The 17,594-nt window shown below is 39.9% G+C and carries 14 protein-coding genes, 1 pseudogene and 1 riboswitch; of the genes and pseudogenes, 10 read left to right on the top strand and 5 right to left on the bottom strand.

Annotation, left to right across the window (positions count from 1 at the left end; translation table 11 throughout):
- Positions 1-109: 109 nt before the first annotated feature.
- Both J1899_RS21595 and J1899_RS21590 read right to left on the bottom strand, forming a co-directional pair.
- On the bottom strand, positions 110-1,804 hold the full coding sequence (locus J1899_RS21595) for a methyl-accepting chemotaxis protein (protein WP_214476652.1): 1,695 nt from the start codon (positions 1,802-1,804) through the stop codon (positions 110-112).
- Between the two features lie 232 nt (positions 1,805-2,036).
- A complete protein-coding gene (locus J1899_RS21590; RefSeq protein WP_214476650.1) occupies positions 2,037-2,795 on the bottom strand; it encodes an SDR family oxidoreductase in 759 nt (252 codons plus the stop codon).
- Positions 2,796-2,989: 194 nt separating this feature from the next.
- Between J1899_RS21590 and J1899_RS21585 the strand changes: the two are divergent.
- A pseudogene (locus J1899_RS21585) lies at positions 2,990-3,560 on the top strand (TetR/AcrR family transcriptional regulator).
- A 162-nt stretch (positions 3,561-3,722) separates the two neighbouring features.
- On the opposite strand, the gene J1899_RS21580 reads toward J1899_RS21585, so the two are convergent.
- Positions 3,723-5,138 carry a sodium/glutamate symporter gene (locus tag J1899_RS21580; RefSeq protein ID WP_214476648.1) on the bottom strand — a complete coding sequence of 472 codons (1,416 nt, stop codon included), beginning with the start codon at positions 5,136-5,138 and terminating at the stop codon, positions 3,723-3,725.
- Between the two features lie 195 nt (positions 5,139-5,333).
- Between J1899_RS21580 and J1899_RS21575 the strand changes: the two genes are divergently transcribed.
- Together J1899_RS21575 and J1899_RS21570 are read left to right on the top strand one after the other, a co-directional pair.
- Entirely contained in the window at positions 5,334-5,903 is a 570-nt protein-coding gene (locus J1899_RS21575) for a DUF6434 domain-containing protein (protein WP_214476646.1), read from the top strand.
- A 191-nt stretch (positions 5,904-6,094) separates the two neighbouring features.
- Positions 6,095-8,101 carry a methyl-accepting chemotaxis protein gene (locus tag J1899_RS21570; protein ID WP_214476644.1) on the top strand — a complete coding sequence of 669 codons (2,007 nt, stop codon included), beginning with the start codon at positions 6,095-6,097 and terminating at the stop codon, positions 8,099-8,101.
- Between the two features lie 121 nt (positions 8,102-8,222).
- On the opposite strand, the gene J1899_RS21565 is transcribed toward J1899_RS21570, so the two are convergent.
- Positions 8,223-9,053, bottom strand: a complete 831-nt coding sequence (locus tag J1899_RS21565) for a MurR/RpiR family transcriptional regulator (protein ID WP_214476641.1) — start codon at positions 9,051-9,053, stop codon at positions 8,223-8,225.
- 158 nt (positions 9,054-9,211) lie between these two features.
- Here J1899_RS21565 and J1899_RS21560 point away from each other — a divergent pair, with 158 nt between their 5' ends.
- From J1899_RS21560 to J1899_RS21545, 4 genes are read left to right on the top strand one after another with little or no spacing between them, the layout of a single operon-like run.
- On the top strand, positions 9,212-10,093 hold the full coding sequence (locus J1899_RS21560) for a DUF8171 family membrane protein (protein ID WP_214476640.1): 882 nt from the start codon (positions 9,212-9,214) through the stop codon (positions 10,091-10,093).
- A gap of 26 nt (positions 10,094-10,119) precedes the next feature.
- Complete coding sequence (locus J1899_RS21555; protein ID WP_246586543.1) at positions 10,120-11,826, top strand: ABC transporter ATP-binding protein; 1,707 nt, start codon at positions 10,120-10,122, stop codon at positions 11,824-11,826.
- Positions 11,801-12,625 (top strand): energy-coupling factor transporter transmembrane component T family protein, encoded by an 825-nt coding sequence (locus tag J1899_RS21550; protein WP_246586542.1) that lies wholly within the window; start codon positions 11,801-11,803, stop codon positions 12,623-12,625. Before J1899_RS21555 ends, J1899_RS21550 begins: the two co-directional genes overlap by 26 nt.
- Before the next feature lie 18 nt (positions 12,626-12,643).
- Complete coding sequence (locus J1899_RS21545; RefSeq protein ID WP_214476635.1) at positions 12,644-13,399, top strand: PHP-associated domain-containing protein; 756 nt, start codon at positions 12,644-12,646, stop codon at positions 13,397-13,399.
- A 185-nt stretch (positions 13,400-13,584) separates the two neighbouring features.
- Here J1899_RS21545 and guaC read toward each other — a convergent pair whose 3' ends face one another.
- A complete protein-coding gene (gene guaC, locus J1899_RS21540) occupies positions 13,585-14,568 on the bottom strand; it encodes a GMP reductase (protein ID WP_214476633.1) in 984 nt (327 codons plus the stop codon).
- Between the two features lie 178 nt (positions 14,569-14,746).
- Here guaC and rbsK point away from each other — a divergent pair, with 178 nt between their 5' ends.
- From rbsK to J1899_RS21525, 3 genes are all read left to right on the top strand, one after another.
- A complete protein-coding gene (gene rbsK / locus J1899_RS21535; RefSeq protein WP_214476631.1) occupies positions 14,747-15,604 on the top strand; it encodes a ribokinase in 858 nt (285 codons plus the stop codon).
- Positions 15,605-15,736: 132 nt separating this feature from the next.
- Positions 15,737-16,294, top strand: a complete 558-nt coding sequence (locus J1899_RS21530; RefSeq protein WP_214476629.1) for a nitroreductase family protein — start codon at positions 15,737-15,739, stop codon at positions 16,292-16,294.
- A gap of 93 nt (positions 16,295-16,387) precedes the next feature.
- Positions 16,388-16,571: riboswitch (Lysine riboswitch) on the top strand.
- Positions 16,572-16,673: 102 nt separating this feature from the next.
- The gene (locus J1899_RS21525; RefSeq protein WP_214476628.1) at positions 16,674-17,528 is read left to right on the top strand and encodes a transporter substrate-binding domain-containing protein; all 855 of its coding nucleotides are present in this window, start codon (positions 16,674-16,676) and stop codon (positions 17,526-17,528) included.
- Positions 17,529-17,594 lie beyond the last annotated feature (66 nt).

Here is a 17,594-nt window from a genome sequence, read left to right as displayed (position 1 = left end):
CAAGCAGGCGGTTATACACAAAAAGGCTGTCCAATTAGTCATTTATTTGACATTTGGACAGCCTTTTTTATTTGATATTAATAGTACAATACGGTTTTTTAACTGTATCTTATAATTTAAATTGCGCCACAACCTGCTGCAGTTCTTCAGCCATTGAAGCTAAACTTTGAGCTGATGAATCAATCTCTTCCATCGAGGCAAGCTGTTCTTCGGTAGAGGCAGCAACTTCTTCAGAGCTGGCCGAGTTTGTTTGTGCTAATTTGGATATCTCAATTGCTGAATGGGTAATCTCATCTATGCTTGCAGAAATCTCCTGAACAGTTGCTGAAACTTGCTCAATCTCTGGTGTAATACGCTGTGTACTTTGCAGAATTTGAGCAAATTTGCTTGAAGTCTGCTGAGATACCTTTACACCTTCTTCTGCATTCACCACAGCTTCACCCATGATTTTCACAGACTCATCCGTATCATGCTGTATAAGCCCAATCAGCTTGCTAATGCTTTTAGCAGACTCTTGTGATTGCTCAGCCAGTTTACGTACTTCATCGGCTACAACCGCAAAACCTTTCCCATTTTCACCCGCTCTGGCAGCCTCGATCGCAGCGTTTAATGCTAACAGATTTGTTTGATCTGCAATAGTACTGATCACATCCAATATCGTGCCAATTTCTTTTGAACGCTGTGAGAGGGATGCAATGACATCATTAGACTGCAGAATGGATTGATGAATAAACTGCATTTGCTGCATGTTATTTTCGACATAGCGGCTGCCTTCCTTCGCTTCAGTACCTGTTCTTTTCGCCAATTCTAAAACATTGGCAGAGCTTTCGGAAATCATGACGACGCCTTGTAAAACTTCTTTTAGAGAGTTCGTATTCTTTTCAAGCCTAATTGTTGTTTCTTCTGCCCCACCGGAGATCTCCTGAATGGCCGAAGCAACTGTTGCAGAAGCTTGACTAGATTGTTCAGCACTAGCATTTAGCTGTTCAGCAGAAGCAGCCACCTGATCTGAATTGCTTAAAATAGAGCCGATCATTTCACGCAGACTGTAAGTCATCTGCTCAAATGATTGATTCAAATCATAGACTTCATCTTTGCTTTTTACTGTTACTTTTTCGACATCCAAGTTCCCTGAGGCTACTTGCTTCACAACATGTCCAAGCTTAACAATCGGTCTTGAAATGAATGTTGCAATAGCAAAACCTGCAGCGATAGCGGACAAGGTTGCCACGGCACTTAGAATCACCAACGTAATTCTAGCTTGTTTAGACTGATCTTGTGTATCTTGAAATCTGACCTTTAAAATATCATCAGTTAACCAATTATACATAGAAAGTGTCTCATCCGTTAATTGAGTACTGATCGGGACGATGAAAGTTAGTCCATCTTCAATGGCTTGTTCGCTATCATTTGTACTTTCATCCATAACTCGGTTTGAAACGGTGCGAAATTCTTTATTTGCCTTACCAATCGAGTCAATGCGATCAACAGTTTCCTGCAATGTTGATAATTCCTTCACTTTTATAATAGAGTCCTCTACTCGGTCATTCGCTTCGTTCATTAAATCTCTATACTTTTGTTCGCCGCCATAAAGCATGAAAGCACGATAATACCCCGATTGCAAAGCCGTATCTGTCTGAATGGATTGAACAATGCTCCTTACTTCAGCCGCGGTATCAACAATATAATCATAGGCTTCATTGGAACTTTTCATATTTTGGTATGAAAAATATGAGGAAATCCCAAAAATAAGAGAGATAAGCAGGAATCCCGCAATTAATTTATTTTTAATAGATAATTTCATAACTGTTTTTCCTCCTGATGTGCTTGAAAAAATAGACAACTTTACTTATATCGGCATGGATACCAGGTTTTTGAATTAGTATTATAAAATAATATTTATTGGCTTAAGAAGAATGATTTCATAAAAATGGAACAGGTGCATTTCAAACAACACAAAAAAGGCACAACGAGCGTCAAGGCGCTCATATGTGCCTTTATAGTTACGATTGTTAAATTGCTGGGGAAACTGTCTCCTAGTAGGCAGTCCAGCCGCCATCGACAGCAATGACTTGGCCATTGACGAAGCTTGATTCATCTGAACCGAGGAAGAGAGCCATTTGGGCAATTTCTTCCGGCTGTCCGGCACGCGGGTTGATTGGCATGCCGAGTGACTGCCTGCTTGCGCCATATTCGCTCACATTTGTCATAGAAGAGCTGATATTTGTTATGACTGCTCCTGGTGCAATTCCGTTGCAGCGAATGTTTTTATTTGCATACATAAAGGCTGTGTTTTTCGTTAAACCAACTACTGCATGCTTTGAAGCCGTATAGGCTGCTCCTGCACGAGCACCGTATAGACCACCTGCAGAAATGTTATTAACGATCGTTCCATGTCCTTGTTCTAAAAAGAGATTAATAGCAATACGAGAAGCTTTCATAACAGAGACAGTATTGACCTCGAAGACTTTGTCCCAGCGTTCATCGGAAATCTCGCCAACCGGCTCCATGCCGTCCATAATCCCTGCATTATTGACAAGAATATCAAGCTTCCCAAATGATTTTTTCGTTTCATTGAACAGCTGCTCCAAATCTGAATCAGACGTCACATTTGTTTGAACGGCAATCGCTTCGCCGCCAGCATTATTAATTTCATCTGCTGCAGCCTTAGCCCCTTCAAAGTTTAAATCTGAAACAACTACTTTTGCTCCTTCTTTTGCATACAATTCGGCAATTGCTTTCCCCATGCCGGATGCTGCACCAGTGATAATCGCTACTTTGTCCTGTAATCGCATTGTGAACATCTCCTTTAAACTCATAGTGACAAGAGCACATCCATTCATAGATGGTAAGAATCTCAAACGAGTTTTATTGTACACTTGTTGAATAAATAATATTATAAAGAATAAAACGCTTTCAATAGATGGTGGAGAGAGATTGTGCTGTTAGTGCACAGATTTTAAAAATTTGTTTATTAAGAGGTAAAAAAATGACAAAACAAGATATGAGAATTGTAAAAACCAAAAATGCCCTGCACCATGCCCTGCTTGATTTATTAGATGAAAAGCTGCTTGAAGACATTTCAGTAACGGAAATTTGCCGTACTGCCAATATTAATAGAGGAACTTTTTATTTACACTATGCTCAAATTGAAGACCTCTTCGAAGAATATTTTAAAGAAATTACAGGAGATCTTTCGCGTGCTTATCAGAGAACCTTATCGCTTTGTTTCGGTCTTAAAAGTAAGCAGGCTAAACTCTTCAACGATTCGCATCTTTCATCATATTCAAAAGTATGAACACTTTTACCGGATTGTCTTTTCTAAGAAAGTTCCTCTTATGTATTACTATTTGCTGTTCGAAGAAATCAACCGTTTATTGCTGCAAGAAGCGGATCCTAAAATGCCAGAAGACCTAAATGCACAAATTCACTGTGCATATCAAGCCAATGCTATTATCGGCATTATCATTGAGTGGTATAAAAGTGATTTCTCCTACAGCGCAGACTATTTAAATGATCAGCTCGTGAAAATATTAAATCTATCACACAGACCTTCCTGAAAGAGACGAAATTTTCTCCTTTTCGCCTTCTTTTTGTAAATAATTCCTTTTACTCTTTCAGTATCCCTTTAAGGGACAATGTGCGAGGTTAGCAGAAAATTATCTAAAGATCTATTCTTGTTTTAGAATAAAGAGAAGGAAGAGCATCTAAGAGAAGAGCTCTTATTCCTCCTCTTTTTTTCGGCCAAAATACAGCACGCCTAAACACCAAAAGCCAATCATCAGGAGTGTTACTGCAATTAGAACAGGGATAGCGCCAAATTGAATAATAAAGGGGACAGCGGCCGAAGTGATGAGGCCTCCGCCGAGCATAGGCTCAAATAGAATTTGCTTATAGCCGAAGCCAGTCAGCGCAGGTGTCTTATTGTCAGAGTCAGCAATTCGGATCAGCATGATCCCTGTTGCAGCCACGCCGACTCCTTGGCCGAAATCTCCAATCCCCCGTTCAAACCAATAATTTGGAATCATTCGGGGAGCAAGATACAAGAATAATAGTAGATTAACCATAATTCCGGCTGCAGCGAAAATAATAAACGGAAGCAAATTCTCTCCAATAACTTGGAGACTGAGAGACGCCATCGCACTAATAATCAAAAAGTCGAGCGCAACACCTTGGATGCGATTAATGGTTTCACGATCTGTCAGTTTATGAGAATCGAATCGTCCAAGTACAAGTTGAAGGAGGATCCCGCCAAGCATGGCAAAGGGAAAAAGCGGCACATACTGAAATAAAAAAACATCATAGGCGCTTCCATATGTAGCTTCCTCCAGCCAGATGAAACCTTCCAAAAGAATGTATCCTATGAAAATTGCAATCCCAATAAAGCCCAGATGCAGAGCATACGGTTCAATAGACATAGGTGAAGTCGTCTTAAGACCGGCACCTTCCCTATTTTCTTCCTTAATAATGCCAGAGCGCTGCTCGACTGAGATTTCATTGGGATGATCCAATATTTTTGTTTTTCCTTTTCGTGCTGCCCAATTGATTAAAGCCATCCCAATAATAACTCCAGATAATATCGCTACTGTAGCAAGTCCGATCGCGAGGTCATATCCTTCTGGAAATCCTAACTCTTCAAAAGTGCTTTGCAGACCTGCAGCCGTGCCGTGACCGCCTACAAAACTGATTTCGAGTAAGGCGCCAGCTGCAGGATTTAAACCAAAAAGAGGTGTCATAACTGTAATAGTAAGCAGGATTCCAACAACATATAGAGCTAAAGAAATAGTGTAGCCTAATGCAGTTTGTGGTCCGCCAATTTTCCAGATTTTCTTTGGTTTCGGCAAGGAAAGTCCGATAAATAGGCATGCGAAAACCACATTAATCAGCAGTCCCGGTAAATCTGCCCAGACCTCCACAATTTCCTCTGTAAATAAACCAGACTCTAAACGGCTGAAACCAAGGCTGCTTACGAGGCGGCCGAGCACCTCAGGACCCAGAAGCAAAGCGAGAAAACCGCCGATCAGAGATGCCGGTAAAAACAACTTTTGCAGAATTCTAATCTTCAACCGAACCCACATTGCCAGAACAAGTAAAATGGCCAAAAGAACAAGCGCAAAACCAGCAACTCCTAAAGACATGAAAAAAAAATCCCCCTTTCCCAAATAACTGCTTATAGAGTTAATACCTTTTTCATTAAGGCTGAAACACGTTTGTGAACATGTAATCAAAAGCAGAGTGGGATTCTAGAGAAAAACTTATTATAAAGGATAATATTGTAAAAAGGGAACGTTTGTTCTAAAATAAATTGAAACCGTTATAGGAGGCGAAATCTTTTGAGACCAGTTCTTACGAAGGATATAAAGATAGATACTTATAAAGAATACTATTGGCTAAAAACTGAACTGCAAACATTTTGCAGAGAAAATGGCATCAGTGCATCAGGTTCCAAAATGGAGATTGCTGAGAGAATAGAAATCTATCTTCAGACAGGAGAGATCAGAAAACCTGTTAGAAATTCAAACATTAGAAAGAATGTAGAGGCAAAGGGTGATTTGAGTCTTGATACTGTCATTACAGAAAATCATCGCTGCAGTCAGGATGTAAGAGCTTTTTTTAAGAGCGTTATACCAAATTTTCATTTTTCTACATATATTCAAAACTACTTTAAAAGTAATATTGGAAAAACATATCGTGATGCTTTAGCTGCCTGGCATGAGGAAGAAAAAAGAAAGAAAGATCCTTCTTATAAGAAAGCCATTGCTCCTCAGTTTGAATATAATCAATTTATTCAAGACTTTTTTTCTGATTCAAGGAACAAAGGAAGAAGCCGTAATGAAGCAATCGAAGCGTGGAATGAAATCAAAAGGCGTCCTGGAAGCAACAAGTATGAACCTAATTCTTAACTAGTATAGTTGAAGAAGTGCTTATCCTCTCTAAATCAGGTCATATATTATATTGATATAGATATTTTTATAGATGAAGAAACTGGCAATAAAAAAACCCCCAAAAACCTCGGCATATTAGTGAAGTTATTTTAAATTTCACCGATATGTAAAGTAAGCTACAGCTTAGAAAATTTAAAGGGGAATAATCAATGAAAAAACGTGCATCAGGATCAGCAAACATTCGCACTAAATTTATTTTATATTTTTTATTAATTGGATTAATTCCTCTTGCAGCTGCTTCTTACCTTATTTATGAAACAAGCAGTAAGGAAGTTGTTTCAAATGAGAAAGAGTGGTTAGGAGCGGAAACAGAGAATACAGTTTCAAGCATGGAAGATTGGATCTTAAAGAGATTAGATGAAATAACGATTATTTCAAAATCAAATGCCATTATCAATGGAGATTTAGAAGAACGCAGTCAGATAATGAGTGTTGTAAAAGAACAAGATCCAAATTATGAGACAGTTGTTGTCACTGGGCAGGATGGAATCGTTGAGGCCCATACAACCGCAAGTAATGTCGGGACATTAAATCTATCAGACCGGGATTATTTTATAAACGGGATGAAGGGAGAGCAAACGATTTCAAATGTGATCGTATCGAAAGCAACAGGAAATCGGATCATTGTTGTTGCTACCCCAATCACATCCGAGCAGGGGGATATATTAGGTGTAGTCTCTGCCTCCGTTAATTTCGAAAGTCTTGTGCAGCAGTTTTTAGAGGATGAAGAAGGGACGAATAATGGCACATACCCTGTCTTAATTGATCAGGAAAATGTGATTCAATATCACCCTGAAACAGAATTAGTTGGAACAACGGTTGATGAAGCCTCTTTTTCTGCTGATTTGAAAGGGCTTTTAGAAGAGGGGAAAACAGCTAGCGGCACAAAAACCATTCAAGAGAATGGGGAAGATCTGTTAGTTTCTTATGCCCCATTGCAAGCTGGAGGATTTGGCATCTACTTATTTACACCTTTAGATGTTGTTTTAACAGTTACGGATAGTATTAGAAACATAGCGATCATTATTATTATTGCTGCTTTTATCCTAATTACTCTAGCAGCTGTTCTCATTGCGAACGGAATCAGTAAGCCAATTAAACAATTAACAGGACAAGTTCAAACCATTGCAGCAGGTGATTTAACCGGAGAAAAGCTGGCCATACGCTCAAAGGATGAGCTTGGAATACTGGCAAAAGATATTAGTACCATGAAAGAGAATTTGCATTCGTTAATATTGCAGGTAAAAGAGGGATCTGAGCAAACTGCCTCCACATCGGCACAATTGGCAGCAAGTGCAGACCAATCCAACCAAACAAGCATGTTAATTGCTGAATCCATGCAAACTGTTGCCGAAGGTGCTTCAGCGCAATCAGAAATGGTTTCTGAAAGTGTGCAGGCACTTGATGAAGTCGCACAGGGCATCCAGCAGATGGCCGAAGCCTCTGCTCTAATCACAGAAAAGTCAAATGTAACACTGGATAAAGCAGGTGCAGGCAGTGGGTCTGTAGAAAAAACAATAGAGCAAATGAACGCAATCCATGAATCGGTGATTGGATCAGATCAACTAACACAATCACTCATCGTTCGTTCACAGGATATTACCAAGATCTTAAATGCAATCACTGCGATAGCTGATCAGACAAACTTACTGGCCCTCAATGCCGCTATCGAAGCGGCTCGTGCTGGAGAGCATGGCAAAGGATTTGCAGTTGTAGCAGACGAAGTCCGTAAGCTTGCTGAGGAATCACAGAGATCTTCAAAAGAAATCTCAAATATCATTACTGAAATACAGTATGATATTGAACAGTCAAGCAAATCGATGAAAAGTGTGATTGATGAAGTCCAAAATGGTGTAATCGTTGCAAAAGATACAAGAGAGCTCTTTATGGAAATTGTCGAGCTTACGAAAGATGTGGCTGATCATATTTCAGAGATGTCGGCCACGTCAGAGGAAATATCAGCTGCGGCAGAGGAGGTTTCTGCTTCCTTTAATGAAATCTCCACTATTACAAAAACAACTACTTCCAGCACCCAGGAAGTGGCTGCTGGAGCCGAGGAACAATTAGCAGCAATTGAAGAGATGTCTTCATCTGCACGAAACTTAAGCGACTTAGCCCTGGAACTGCAAAATGCGGTAACGAAATTCAAATTATAAAACAATTGAAAAAAGCTAATTGTCCGAATGCGGGCAATTAGCTTTTTGTGCATTAAGTAATTTTTCGTATAGCAGAAATCTTCATTAGTGAAAGCAGTTAAGTCAATCGCTATCAACTTGTCTACTTTCGGGGCAGCCGATCATGATAATCCTTCCGAATCTGATGAAGTTCATGCAGCTTATCTAAGGCTTGATCTCCCATTTGCTTTCCTACATTTACAACAATGCTTTCAATTAAAGCAATGGGAGCCACCATAGAGTGGAACTCTCCCACATCACCTCTGCTTGTATACAAGGTATAAGTGGCTTGTTCAAGCAATGGAGATACCAGCATATCTGTCATTAAAATGGTGCAGATTTCTTTCTTTTTGGCGTAATCGAGCAAGACATTAATTTCAACAGATGCTTGCACAAAACCAAAAAGAAAGAGCACATCCCCTTTTTTCATATGAATCATATCCTCAAATATCTCATGGCCGCTTGAGTTAAAGGTGTATACATTACTATTAAATCTTTTAAGACGAAAGGCGAATAGCGAAACAAGACTTGCTGAAGAGCCTGCACCAAATAAATGAATGTTCTCCGCATTCGCAATTTTTTTAATCGATTGCTGAAAACTTTGATCTGCTAAGTGTTTTTTTGTGTCCGATAAATAGTGGAGTGCGCTATCAAGCATAAACGGCGTATAGCCGTTTTCATATTTTCTCAGGGACGCCTCTACTTTGCTCGCTGGTGTCACTTGATTTGCCGCCGTTTTAATATATTGTTTAAAATCCTTTAAATTTTGAAAACCAACAGCATTCCAAAAGCGGGATACAGTGGCAACACTTGTCCCGCAAGCTTTTGAAATGTCCAGTTCATTCATAAAAGGTACGTTATCGATGTTTTTTTGGATATAGTCAGCAATAATCTGCTGGCTTTTTGAAAGCTGCTGCTTTGTGAAATCTACCATTCTCTGTGCCCTCCTTCATCTTCATAATCTGAGTATACTACAAAAATGAAATAAAAATTTCATATAAATAAAAAAGATAGTAATTTTACATTATCTTAAAACTATCTTCACAAACCATCTCTATACTGGAGGCAAGATCAAAAAAGGGAGTGAAGAAAATGAGTATTAACAAGGAAAGAAAATTAACACAGTCACAAAAAATGATGGTATTTGTTTTGTCTATGTCTTTATTTGGATTATCGAAAATGATTACGGAGCTGCTTCCATCAAATGAAGTGGGGCCAATTGAATTTTCTATTTCTTATTTTGCTTTTATTCCACTCATCTTAGCAGCTTTATTTCATCCGCTTTATGTTGCAGTCGGTGCTTCAGTAGGAAATATCGTTTTTGCAGGTTTGCTGATGGGCGATTTTGGCGGCATTGGCGAAATTGAAGGATTCATTGAATTTACGCTCGCCATATATGTTGCAGGTCTCCTTGTCCGCAACCCGTTAAGCAAGGTTCAGCTTGCGATTGCATCCCTTGTTGGAGTGGGAATTGATCAGCTCCTCAGCACAATTGTTGATATCGGGAAGGTCTGGTTTGGAGTAGAAGGCTTTGATGCCGTACCAGGATTGCCTGAAAGTATAGTTGTCTTAGAAGGTGTTAGCTTTTTAAATGAAATGGTCATTACAGGTGTGTTAGTCGGTCTCATTCCTACGTTGATCTTAACACCAAAATTATATGGAAAAATCGAACCTTTACTAGGTATGCGTCCGCGTGATGCGAAAGTGGAAACATCTATTGGTTCTTATATTACGCCTGGGTTAATTGCAACGATTGTTATTTTAACATTTGTTGGTATGATTGCAGAATTTATTGCTGAGATGGATATGAACTTAGCTTTCTGGTCAGCAGACTTTATTAATCAGTTTGCAGATGATCAAAAATGGATTGGCTATAGTGCTTGGGTAATTTTAGCGGCAGGAGCAACCTTTATCATCTATAAATTGGTTCGCAAAAAAGGAAGCGGAACAGCTGATCTTGATCAAGCAGCATAATAACAAGTCAGATGGGGGCAGGTTCAATGATTCTATTTGAAAATGTTTCATTTCGATATCCCGGATCAGAAGAATGGGTGTTAAAGGATGTTTCTGTCGAAATTAAAAAGCATGAGTTTACGGCAATCATAGGCGGAAATGGGGCAGGTAAATCTACTTTCTGCAAAGTGATAAATGGCCTAATCCCCTATTATTATGTAGGAGATTTTGAAGGGAAAATGTCTATTAATGGAGAGGATGCAGCAGCTTCAAATGTTGCATCCCTTTCAAGCAAAGTTGCTTATGTATATCAGGATTTTGAGAATCAGCTAGTTCGTCCAAAGGTGCTTGATGAAGTCATTTTTTCTCCGTTAAATTACGGATATAAGGATTATATGGAAAGAGGCAAGAGGGCACTGGAGCTTCTTGATCTCACTCATTTAGCAGATGAATATGTCTGGCAGTTAAGCGGAGGGCAAAAGCATCTTGTGGCTTTAGCAGGTGCACTTGCCCTTACGCCTGAAGTATTAATCATTGATGAACCAGTAGCACAGCTGGATCCTGCGCATGCTATACAATTGTACGAAAAGTTAAAATACCTGCATTCCGAATTAGGTTTAACGATTCTTGTCATTGAGCATCATACTGAATTTATTGCGAATTACTGCAAAGATGTGATGCTGATGGAAAAAGGAAGCGTTAAGTGGAAGAAGCCTGTGAAAGAGGCATTGAACTTGGTGGAGGAGCTCACAGAAAAACATATACATCCTCCTCAAGTAACAATGGCAGCCTTTCATGAACGTCCTCTGTCAGAGCAATTGCCTGTGACACTAGAAGAAGCGGGACGCTGGTTTGAAAACTACACCATTCATGAGAAAGGTATGCCGTTTACGGTCTCTCCTGAAAAACAGCAGTCAATTGTTGAATTCAATGGAGTACATTATGGCTATAAAACCTTATCCCGCAAGACTGTACCTGTTATTAAAAATCTTAAACTTCAAATTAAGACAGGTGACAGAATTGCCTTAGTAGGAAGTAATGGAGCGGGAAAGTCAACAATACTCAAGCTTATTTCCGGTCTGATTAAACCGCTGCAGGGTGATGTCTTTTATAAAGGGGATTCTCTTAAAAAGGTTTCTCCTGAAAAAAGGGCTGAGAAAATTGCCCATATCTATCAGAATCCAGAAGAGATGTTCATTGAAGATGAAATCCGGAAAGATATATCCTTCTTCCTTAAAGTGCGCAATCATCCTGCTCAAGAGGAGATTACGAATAGAATTGTTCAGCAGTTTAACCTAGAAGTGCTGAAGCATCGGGATGGACGCTTATTGAGCGGGGGACAGCAGAGAAGAGCATCCCTTGCCATCGGACTGGCAATGCAGCCTGAGGTTGTTTTATTAGATGAGCCGACAGCAAGCCTGGACATTGCAACAAGGAAAGAAATGATTGCCATGCTCGGGGAGCTGGACTCTTCGGTCAAGGCCGCTGTGATTGCTACCCACGATATGCAGCTTGTTGCTGAGTGGGCAACGCGGGTGGTTGTTCTTAATCACGGAGAAGTCATCGCTGATACAACACCGCAGGAGTTATTTTCAAACCAGTTTCTTTTAAAGGAAGCCTCACTGGTTGAGCCTCAAATCGTTTCTTTATGTCATGAATTGAAGATCCACCCAGTTGAACTCACGATTGACGGCTTTTTAAGAAGAATCAAATGGGAGGAATCTGCAAGTGAGTGTTTTTCAAAAGTTCTTTAGCAAGCTGACCGTTGAAAATATAAAAATTGAACTCATGCGAACAGCATATGGAAATGAACCAACTCCGCTTGCTAAGCTGGATCCGCGTATGCTGATTCTCTGGGTGCTCATCTATTCAATCATTCCATGGCTGACACATAATCAGACGATCCTAATTGGGCTGACCTTATTTACGGCAGTACTTGCCTATATGTCGAGAGTAAGCCCGCTGCTTATATTCCTTCTGATTGTTGGTGTTATTTCGCAGTTTACGTATTTGGTTTTTGCGGCCATGTTTTTAGGCAATAGCTTTACAGTCTTAATTGCTGTTATTCCAGTGACGATGAAGGTAGCTACGGTTTCCTTAGCGACAATGGCAGTCTTTACAAGTATGGATCCTGAAAAGTTTAGTGACGCACTTCTTAAATTAGGGGTACCAGGAAAGTTTAGCTTTGGCGTTTCATATGGTTATCGTATGCTGCCGATTTTAATCGAGGAATATCAGAACATTATTCATTCCTTCCGATTAAGAGGGAAGCTGCCGGCTAAATCAGGCTTTCTTTACAGCCGTTATGTCTTTTACTATATCAAAATGTGTATCATGGCCTTTTATCCGATGATGCTGAATACAGCGAAGCGGACCAGAACAACGGTAGAGGTTTTAGAGGTAAGAGGTTTTAGTTACACGCTGGAGAATAATATTGCAAAAGATATCAAACTGAATTATTTAAAAATGACAAAATATGATTACTATTTTATAGGAATTAGTACGCTAATAACAGCATTGATCTACATAGTGGGATATCAATTCCCGCTTTAATAGAAAGGAAGATTCAGCATGATCATAGATTTTCATACACATGTTAAACTGGCAAAAAGAGTGGATTTTGATATTGAATTTTTTAAAGAGGTTATTTTGAATGCAAGAGAGGCAGGACTGACTGCAATCGCAATGACGGAGCATTTTAACACGAAAAATTACTATGAAATCTACGAGCAGCTCGATGAGCACTTTGATTATATAGATGATTATTACGATGTTGATGGCTTTAAAGTGTTTACTGGAATGGAAATTGATGTTTACGAAACAGGTCATATTTTATTCATAGGACATAAAGAGAGGCTTCTGCAAATCCGCAGGCTGCTTGATTTCCATACGGATAAGGAATCCTTTATCTCACTTCCGAACTTACTGGACTTAGGTGAGCATCATGACCTGCTGATGATTGGTGCCCATCCGTTAAGAGAAACAACACCATTGCATCATCATGATCCTGCTCTGCTCAAAAGGTTCCATGCTTTTGATTTGAATGGAAAAGATATGCATGAGCATGGGATAGAAGAAATGATGGAAGATGTTCTGTCGTTTGCTGCACAGCTGGACATTCCAGTCGTTTGCGGAAGCGACTCCCATCACCCTATCCACATTGGAGTTGTCAAAAATGTATTTGAAAAAGACTTTAGCACTGCCCAGGAAATCAGAGAAGCCATTAAAGGAAACCAGTACAAACGCTTCATTGCCCCAAATCTGCACACAAAAATTAATGCAGCTAAAATCGTTAAGAAAAAAATGAAAGAGGCATTAACCGTATAAAAAACGGGAGAACAGACTGTCTTCCGCATTTCACAATGGTAGCAGCAAAAGCCTGGCTAGTCAGAAGGAGACAAGCGGGCTTTTGCTTTTTTTAATGAATCAATTACGGATATAGCCTTCATCCAAATTGCACAATCCAAAATAAAAAAGGCCAGGAGAACGATCTCCCTGGCCTTATCACAGTATTAATAAACTTTATCACCGTTGAAAATAGAGTTTTTCACGATTACGTAGTCTACAGTGCGAATGGATTCAAGTTTGTTTCCGCCAGCATATGAGATGGAGGATTGCAGATCCTGTTCCATTTCGGTTAATGTGTCCTGCAAAGCACCTTTATGCTCAACATACATTTTTTTGCCTTCAACGTTTTTCTTTTCTCCCTTTTGGAACTCTGAAGCCGAGCCAAAATATTCTTTAACTAGTTTGCCGTCAATTTCAGTTGTAACGCCAGGTGATTCCTCATGCCCCGCAAAAAGAGAGCCGATCATAACCATTGAAGCACCAAACCGGACTGATTTTGCAATATCGCCATGTGTACGGATACCGCCGTCAGCAATGATTGGCTTGCTTGCTGCTTTTGCACACCAGCGTAATGCCGCAAGCTGCCAGCCGCCAGTGCCAAACCCAGTTTTAATCTTTGTGATGCAAACTTTCCCTGGTCCGATTCCGACTTTTGTTGCGTCTGCACCAGCGTGTTCAAGTTCTCTTACCGCTTCAGGTGTCCCGACGTTCCCGGCAATGACAAAGCTTTCAGGCAAATGCTTCTTAATATGCTGAATCATACGGATTACAGCATTTGAATGACCATGGGCAATATCAATTGTAATATAGTCCGGCACAAGCTTCTCTGCCGCTAATTGCTCAATGAACCCGTACTCTTCTTCTTTTACCCCAACACTAATTGAGGCAATTAAACCACGAGACTGCATATCTTTAATAAATGCAATACGTGTTTCCGGTTCAAAGCGGTGCATAATATAAAAATAATTATTTTCAGCTAAATAAGCAGCGATTTTCTCATCAATAATAGTCTGCATATTCGCAGGCACAACTGGCAGCTTAAATGTATGCTTGCCAAATTTAACAGATGTATCACATTCAGAACGGCTATCTACAATGCATTTTGCAGGAATTAACTGAATATCTTCATAATCAAATACATTATCCAAGGTTCAACACTCCTAAAAGCGAATATTATTATTGTGTTAGTTATTAAATGTTCGTACATACGGTAATTTACAGGATTTTTTTGCAGTTGTCAAAGGTTTTTACTTTTATTTAACTTATTCTTTACAGTAGAGTGGAGATAATTCTTCGTGTTTTTTACTAATTGAAGGGAGAATAAAGATGATCACTGTAATCGGCAGTATGAATATGGATCTTGTTACAATTACAAACAGAGAGCCTGCATTAGGCGAAACAGTTCTGGGAGAAAACTTTCTTACAGTGCCAGGAGGAAAGGGGGCTAATCAGGCGGTTGCGGCAGCAAAACTGGGGGCGCCGGTAAAAATGATTGGCTGTGTGGGAGACGATTTATTTGGTGAGCAATATATAAACCATTTAAAAGGCCATCAGATTAATATTGAGCATATTCGCAGTCTAAAGAATGAAAAAACGGGGATCGCCAGTATTACAGTTTGGAATAACGATAATAAAATTATAGTCGTGCCTGGAGCGAATAAGAGAATTACACCAGAAATGGTTGAGTCGCATAGAGAAGAGATATTAAAGAGCAGCTGGCTGCTGCTTCAGTTTGAAATACCGCTTGAATCGGTAGAAAGAGCACTAGAAATAGCTGCTGAAGGTCATGTAAATGTGATCGTCAATCCTGCTCCTTATCATGACATACCAGAAAATTGGATTGATAAAATTACCTATATCACGCCAAATGAAGCGGAGGCTAACAAGCTGTTTTCGGCATTTACAAACAAAGAAGCTCTTCTCTCAAAGCTGGTTATCACGAAAGGAAAAGACGGTGCGGAGTATTTTGATCAAGGAGAAAGAGTCTCGATACCTGCATTAAAAGTGGATGCAATTGATACAACAGGAGCAGGGGATACATTTATTGGTGCTTTAGCAGTTGCCCTTTCTGAGGGCTTGCCTTTAAAAGAATCCTGCCAATTTGCCGTTAAAGCAGCAGGTCTTTCTGTAACAAAACTTGGTGCCCAGGCAGGAATGCCAAGCAGGTCGGACTTGAATAAGTAAGCTCATAGCAGATAGTACAGTCATAGATAAATAAATCTCAGTAACACACTCCATGGACGCTTAAATTGCCTAAAAGACCAATTTAAATTACGCTTATAAGAAGAGGGGAATAATGAGAGAGGATGAGGAGAAATGCAGCAAAGTATTGATGAATTGATTAAAGGAAGACGCTCCATTAAGAAGTTTCAGGAGAAGTCAGTAGCTCTTGAGGAAATCATTGACTTGCTTGAGGTAGCAAAATGGGCGCCAAACCACAAAATGACTGAGCCATGGCGTTTTCTTTTATATAGCGGGGAAGGAAAAGAAAAATATATAGAAGCTTTTAAAGCAACTCAGGGCACTGGAGAGGAAGCGGCAGAAAAGGCAGCAAAAAAAGCAGCGTATTTCCGTTCTATTCCCATACATCTAGTCGTCATTATGCCTGAGGATCCTCGTCAAAAAACATGGGACGAGGATTACGGGGCCGTTTCAGCATTTATTCAAAACTTCCAGCTTGCAGCATGGGCAAGAGGGATCGGAATGATCTGGCGCACAAATGACTGGATTTACAATCCGGTTTTCCGTGAAAAGGTGGGTGTGCAGCCAGGTGAAAAGATCGTTGGCACATTAATGATCGGATATGCTGAACATGTGCCGGAAGCAAAGCCAAGAACTTCTATTAGAGAAAAGCTAGAAATTATTTCAGAATAACTAACCAAAAGCTGTCAGTTTTTACTAGGTTGACAGAACTATATGTTTTATTGTAGCCTATGATTATATGAAAATTGAATAAACCTCACTTTTCGGTGAGGTAGAGGTGCGGTATTTATTAGTTTTTAGTTGAGCGTGAGCAGCGATGATGCTAAAAAGAAGGAAATCCCGCCGAAGTGTGCAATATGCTCAAGTATTGGATGCTGGGTCTGCAGTTAAGAGCTGCAGGACTGTCTCGGTAAACTTCCCGGTTTACTCGAGGTGTGCTATCTCTTTAAGGGAAAAGTGGAGGATTTAGGCTATCTATGTATACAAAGACCTGAGTTCATCTCAGGTCTTTTTTGTTTTTTATTAAAAGAAAAAATGGGGGCAGAAAAATATGAGAAAAAAATTATCGTTTTTAAGTGTATTGGCACTTGCGGCAGTATTGCTTTTAGCAGGGTGCGGGACTAGCTCAGATGAGGGTTCTGCGGGTTCAGGCTCAGATTCTGATGCTGAGAAAGATGTATTCCGTGTAGGTCTTGAAGCAGGTTATGCACCTTTTAACTGGACACAAATGGATGATGCAAATGGCGGTGTAAAAATTGATGGAAACGCTGAATTTGCAGGCGGCTATGATGTGGAAATTGCGAAAAAAATCGCTGAAGGCTTAGGGAAAGAGCTAGTGATTGTTAAAACAGAGTGGGATGGTCTTGTACCTGCCTTAACTTCTGATAAAATTGATGCGATTATCGCAGGGATGTCACCAACTGAGGAAAGAAAGCAAACAATTGATTTCTCAGACAACTATTATAAATCCGACCTTGTCATGGTAGTGAAAAAAGGCGGAGACTATGAAAATGCCACTTCTATTCAAGATTTCAGCGGTGCAAAAGTAACGGCTCAACTGAATACGTTCCATTACTCAGTTATTGAACAAATTGATGGTGTTGAACAGCAGCCGGCAATGGACAACTTCCCTGCTATGCGTGTTGCGCTAGAATCTGGCGTAATTGACGGCTACGTTTCCGAACGTCCTGAAGGTGTGAGTGCTTCTTCTGCAAATGAAAACTTTGCAATGGTTGAATTTACAGAAGGCTTTGAAACATCTGAGGACGATACAGCTATTGCTGTAGGTGTTGCAAAAGACAGCGAGCTAACTGAAAAGATCAATGAAATCTTAGCGGGTATCTCTGAAGAAGAACGTGTAGAAATTATGGATGAGGCGATTAAAAATCAGCCAGCAGCAAACTAATACCGCTGCACGGCCGGCTGCATGACATGACATGTAGCCGGCTTCTTTTTTGACATATTCATTAAA

This window comes from Cytobacillus gottheilii, assembly GCF_018582665.1.
Lineage (GTDB): Bacteria > Bacillota > Bacilli > Bacillales > Cytobacillaceae > Cytobacillus > Cytobacillus gottheilii.
Note: the sequence above shows the minus strand (reverse complement) of the source record. Positions and strands in the feature narration are given on the sequence as shown.

Bases quoted from the DNA above. Each gene is read 5' to 3' on its own strand.
- J1899_RS21595 (WP_214476652.1), bottom strand. From the start codon at position 1,804: ATGAAATTATCTATTAAAAATAAATTAATTGCGGGATTCCTGCTTATC.
- J1899_RS21590 (WP_214476650.1), bottom strand. From the start codon at position 2,795: ATGCGATTACAGGACAAAGTAGCGATTATCACTGGTGCAGCATCCGGC.
- J1899_RS21580 (WP_214476648.1), bottom strand. From the start codon at position 5,138: ATGTCTTTAGGAGTTGCTGGTTTTGCGCTTGTTCTTTTGGCCATTTTA.
- J1899_RS21570 (WP_214476644.1), top strand. From the start codon at position 6,095: ATGAAAAAACGTGCATCAGGATCAGCAAACATTCGCACTAAATTTATT.
- J1899_RS21565 (WP_214476641.1), bottom strand. From the start codon at position 9,053: ATGGTAGATTTCACAAAGCAGCAGCTTTCAAAAAGCCAGCAGATTATT.
- J1899_RS21560 (WP_214476640.1), top strand. From the start codon at position 9,212: ATGAGTATTAACAAGGAAAGAAAATTAACACAGTCACAAAAAATGATG.
- J1899_RS21555 (WP_246586543.1), top strand. From the start codon at position 10,120: ATGATTCTATTTGAAAATGTTTCATTTCGATATCCCGGATCAGAAGAA.
- J1899_RS21545 (WP_214476635.1), top strand. From the start codon at position 12,644: ATGATCATAGATTTTCATACACATGTTAAACTGGCAAAAAGAGTGGAT.
- rbsK (WP_214476631.1), top strand. From the start codon at position 14,747: ATGATCACTGTAATCGGCAGTATGAATATGGATCTTGTTACAATTACA.
- J1899_RS21530 (WP_214476629.1), top strand. From the start codon at position 15,737: ATGCAGCAAAGTATTGATGAATTGATTAAAGGAAGACGCTCCATTAAG.
- J1899_RS21525 (WP_214476628.1), top strand. From the start codon at position 16,674: ATGAGAAAAAAATTATCGTTTTTAAGTGTATTGGCACTTGCGGCAGTA.